Raw genomic sequence first — 4,511 nt, 5'->3', positions numbered from 1 at the left:
CCCCCCCCCGCGGCCCCTTTTTTGTCACGCCATGGGCGGCCCCCCCCCCCCCCCCCCCCCCGGCCGGGGGCGGGGGGCGGGCGAAAGTCGTTGCACCATGACCTGTTTCGCCGTTCCGCAGACGCGACGGCGGGCGCGCGCTATTGTCTCGGGTGAATTCGTAAACGGTGTAAATTGAGTCTTGTCAGGACCAAGAACACGTTCTATTTTTGTCCTGTGAGCTACAACATAGCGGACCTTGTCGAACACACCGTCGACCTCGTGCCGGACCGCGTCGCTCTGGCTGACGACACCCGCTCGGTGACGTACGCCCAGCTGGAGGACCGGACCAACCGTCTCGCGCACTACCTGCAGGAACAGGGTGTCGGGCCGGGGGACAAGGTCGGCATCTACTCGCGCAACACCATCGAGGCCGTCGAGGCCATGGTGGCGGTGTTCAAGGCGCGGGCGGTGATGATCAACATCAACTTCCGGTACGTCGAGAACGAGTTGCAATACATCTTCGACAACTCGGACATGGTCGCCCTCATTCACGAGCGGCGATACTCCGACAAGGTGGCCGCCGTGCGGGCGAACACCCCGAAGCTGCGCACCGTGCTGGTCGTCGATGACGGCACCGACGCTCCCACCGCCGCCGACTCCGCGGAGTACGAGGCGGCGCTGGCGGCCTCGCGGGGCGAACGCGACTTCGGCGATCGCTCGCCCGACGACATCTTCATGCTCTACACCGGCGGCACCACCGGCATGCCCAAGGGCGTGATGTGGCGGCACGAGGACTGGTGGCGGGTACTCGGCGGCGGCATCAACTTCGTCACCGGCGAATACGTCCAGGACGAGTGGCAGCAGGCCAAGGCCGGCGCGGGCAACCCGCCCATGGTGCGCTACCCGATCCCGCCGATGATTCACGGCGGTTCGCAGACGGCGACGTTCCACGGTCTGTTCGACGGCGGCAAGACCATCATGCTGCCGGAGTTCAGCGGGCACGGCGTGTGGCAGGCGATCGACCGCCACAACATCAACCTGATCTTCATCACCGGTGACGCCATGGCCCGGCCGATGCTCGACGCGCTCAAGGCCGGAAACCCGGAAACCGGTGAGCCCTACCAGCATTCGAACCTGTGGGCGATGGCCAGCAGCGCGGCGCTGTTCTCGCCCACGCTCAAGGACGAGTTCATCGAGCTGCTGCCGAACACCATGATCACCGACTCGATCGGTTCCTCCGAGACCGGCTTCGGCGGTCTGTCCGTGGTGTCCAAGGGCGCCACCCACACCGGCGGCCCGCGGGTGAAGATCGACGCGTCCACCGAGGTGCTCGACGAGAGCGGGAATCCGGTGGTTCCCGGTTCCGGGCAGGTGGGGCTGCTCGCCCGCAAGGGGCATATCCCGGTGGGCTACTACAACGACCCGGTCAAGACGGCGGCGACGTTCAAGGAGTTCAACGGCACCCGCTACTCCATCCCCGGCGACTTCGCCCGGGTGGAGGAGGACGGCTCGGTCACCATGCTCGGCCGCGGTTCGGTGAGCATCAACAGCGGCGGTGAGAAGATCTACCCCGAGGAGGTCGAGGGTGCGCTGAAGTGTCACCCCGAGATCCTCGACGCGCTGGTCATCGGCGTGCCCGACGAGCGCTGGGGGCAGCGGGTGGCGGCGGTGGTGCAGTGCCGTTCCGGCAAGCGGCCCGGTCTCGACGAACTGCGACCGGTGCTGACCCAGGAGATCTCCTCCTATAAGCAGCCGCGCAGCATCTGGTTCGTGGACGAGATCAAGCGCTCGCCCGCCGGGAAGCCGGACTACAAGTGGGCACACGCGCACGCGGAGTCCCGCCCCGCCGACGAGGACGCTCCGGCGCCGGCCACCAAGTAGGCGGGCGAACGCCCGTTTTGTCCGGAATGGCACGCCGGTGACCCAAGTCACGTTTGAGACGTGAAAGCCGGCAAAGCTGGGGTGTTTCTTGTCGGTGCCCTGTGCCAGAGTGTCTCCATGAGCAAGGGCAGTTCCGCCGGCACCGCATCCGAGGCCACACGCGACGTGCTGGAGCAATTCGAGGGTTACCGGCGAGAGCTGTGCGCTTACGCCTACCGCATGCTGGGGTCCTCGTTCGAGGCCGAGGATGCCGTCCAGGACGCGTTCACCCGCGCGTGGAAGGCGTACGACTCGTTCGAGGGCCGGTCCAGCCTGCGGTCGTGGTTGTACAAGATCACCACCAATGTGTGCCTGGACATGCTGGACGGGCCGCAGCGCCGGGCCCGGCCGATGGACCTGTCGGGCCCGTCGAGTCCCGACAGTCCACTGCCCCCGGCGCAGCCGGATTACGTCTGGGTCGAGCCCATCCCCAACGGCATGGCCTTCGGGGCGGACCCGGCCGAGCACGCCACTGCCAAGGACTCGCTGCGGCTGGCGTTCGTGGCCGCCGTGCAGCATCTCCCGGCCACCCAGCGCGCGATCCTGATCATGCGCGAGGTGCTGCGCTTCTCCGCCAACGAGACCGCCGACATGCTGATGATGTCGCCGGCCTCGGTGAACAGCGCCCTGCAGCGGGCCCGCGCCACCATGTCGAAGGTGCAGCCGAAGGAGTCGGGCGGCTACGACGAGTCCGACGAGCGGCAGCGCCGGCTGGTCGACGGCTTCGTCCAGGCCTTCGAGGCCTACGACATGGACACCCTCACCTCCCTGCTGAAACAGGATGTGGCGCTGTCCATGCCGCCGTTCGAGCTGTGGGTCTCGGGCCCGGAGAACGTCGCCCGGTTCATGGTCACCACCGGTCAGGAGTGCCGGGGGTCGAAGATGGTGCCGCTGGCGGGAGCCAACGGCCTGCCCGCCTTCGGGCACTACAAGCCCGGCCCGGAACCCGGTGTGTACCAGCCGTGGTCGATCACCGTGCTGGAACTCGACGGCGACCAGATCAGCGGCCTGCACTTCTTCCTGGACACCGAGCGCATGTTCCCGCTGTTCGGGCTGGCGCCGGAACTGCGGGCGTAGCCCGGGTCAGGCGCCCGGGTACGCCATGCAGAAAGGCTCCCAGTGGTGCCCGTCCGGATCGATGAAGCTGCGGCCGTGCATGCCGACCTGCGCCTCTTGGGCGCGCTTGGCCTCGTCGACCTCCTCGGTGGCGCCGGCCGCCAGTGCCGCCGAGGCCAGGGCGTCGACCTCCTGCGTACTGCCCAGCGAGAGCGCGTAGACCGACCCGGTGGCGGCCACGGTGTCCGCGATCGGGCGTGAGGTGAAGGTCTGGAAGAACGGCTTCGCCAACAGCATCAGGCAGATGTTGTCGTCGACGACGACGCAGGCGGCATTGTCGTCGGTGAACTCCTGATTCACCTTCCAGCCCAGCGACTCGTAGAAGGACTTGGACCGGTCCAGGTCGTTGACGGGCAGGTTCAGGAAAATCATCTTGCTGGCCATGGCGGGCCCCTTTCGACGGCGCAGTCGGGTGCGTCTACATCCGTTCCGACGACGCGGGCCGCGGAAACTCATCGGAAGGTTGCGAACCGTAACGAACTATCGGACGTGCGGTGCCACGCCCGAGATATTCGGGTGCGCAGCGGTGCGCTCCCCGGTTACCGTCCGGCTATGACCGAATCGGACGACAACAGCGGCCGCGACGCGGCGGTCTACCTGATCACCGGCATCCAAGCGGCCGGCAAATCGACTGTGGCACAGGCCCTTGCCGAGCGCTTCGATCGGTCGGCACACATCCGCGGCGACACCTACCGCCGATTCGTAGTGCGCGGCTCCGCCCCCATGTCACCCGACCCGAGCCCCGAGGCCCTGGCACAGCTGCGCCTACGCCACCGCCTGGCCGCCCAAACGGCGGACACCTATGCGGCCCAAGGCTTCACCGCCGTCGTACAGGACGTAGTGCTGGGCGAGTGGCTGCCATACACGATCGAGCAAATCCACACCCGCCCGCTCTACGTCGTAGTACTAGCCCCCCAACCCGCAGCCGTAGAACAACGAGAGGCCGCCCGCGCCAAAAAGGCCTACGGCACCTTCACAGTCACCGCCCTGAACCACGCCCTACACACCGAAACCCCCCACACCGGCCTATGGCTAGACACCACCACCCTCACCGTAAACCAGACAGTGGACGAGATCCTCACCCGCGCCAAACCCATCCCACCCGCAAACCCCTAGCCCCCGTCCCAGCTTCACCCCGGCCCCCAGAGCCGGTGAGATCCTCAGACCGGTAGTCCCCGCTCCGGGTTCGCCCCGGCCCCCACAGCCAGTGAGATTCTCAGATCGCTTGTCGCCGCGCCGGGTTGGCCCCCGATCCCACAACCGGTGAGATCCCCAGATCGCTTGTCGCCGCCCCGGTTCGCCCCGCCCCCCACAGCCGGTGAGATCCCCAGACCGCTGGTCACCAACTCAGGTCCACCCCCGCTCCCCACAAGCGGTGAGATCCCCACCCAACCCAACCCCCTCCGCCAAAAACTTCCCCTGTAGCACGCCAACCCCGTAAGTTTTCGGCGCGTCTCGGTTTTCGGGTGCCGCTGCGAAGCGACGAAGGAGCC

4 protein-coding genes are annotated in these 4,511 nt (G+C 67.2%); 3 read left to right on the top strand and 1 reads right to left on the bottom strand.

Annotation, left to right across the window (positions count from 1 at the left end):
* The first annotated feature begins 216 nt into the window (after positions 1-216).
* Together QH470_RS22200 and QH470_RS22195 are read left to right on the top strand one after the other, a co-directional pair.
* On the top strand, positions 217-1,863 hold the full coding sequence (locus QH470_RS22200) for an acyl-CoA synthetase (protein ID WP_280274281.1): 1,647 nt from the start codon (positions 217-219) through the stop codon (positions 1,861-1,863).
* 117 nt (positions 1,864-1,980) lie between these two features.
* A complete protein-coding gene (locus QH470_RS22195; protein WP_280274280.1) occupies positions 1,981-2,979 on the top strand; it encodes a sigma-70 family RNA polymerase sigma factor in 999 nt (332 codons plus the stop codon).
* A 6-nt stretch (positions 2,980-2,985) separates the two neighbouring features.
* On the opposite strand, the gene QH470_RS22190 is transcribed toward QH470_RS22195, so the two are convergent.
* The gene (locus QH470_RS22190; RefSeq protein WP_280274279.1) at positions 2,986-3,402 is read right to left on the bottom strand and encodes a VOC family protein; all 417 of its coding nucleotides are present in this window, start codon (positions 3,400-3,402) and stop codon (positions 2,986-2,988) included.
* A gap of 168 nt (positions 3,403-3,570) precedes the next feature.
* Here QH470_RS22190 and QH470_RS22185 point away from each other — a divergent pair, with 168 nt between their 5' ends.
* Positions 3,571-4,134 (top strand): AAA family ATPase, encoded by a 564-nt coding sequence (locus QH470_RS22185; protein ID WP_280274278.1) that lies wholly within the window; start codon positions 3,571-3,573, stop codon positions 4,132-4,134.
* The last annotated feature ends 377 nt before the right edge of the window (positions 4,135-4,511 follow it).

This window comes from Nocardia wallacei (assembly GCF_029868745.1).
Lineage (GTDB): Bacteria > Actinomycetota > Actinomycetes > Mycobacteriales > Mycobacteriaceae > Nocardia > Nocardia wallacei_B.
The sequence above is the reverse complement of the archived record's forward strand: the minus strand, read 5'-3'. Positions and strand labels throughout refer to the sequence as shown.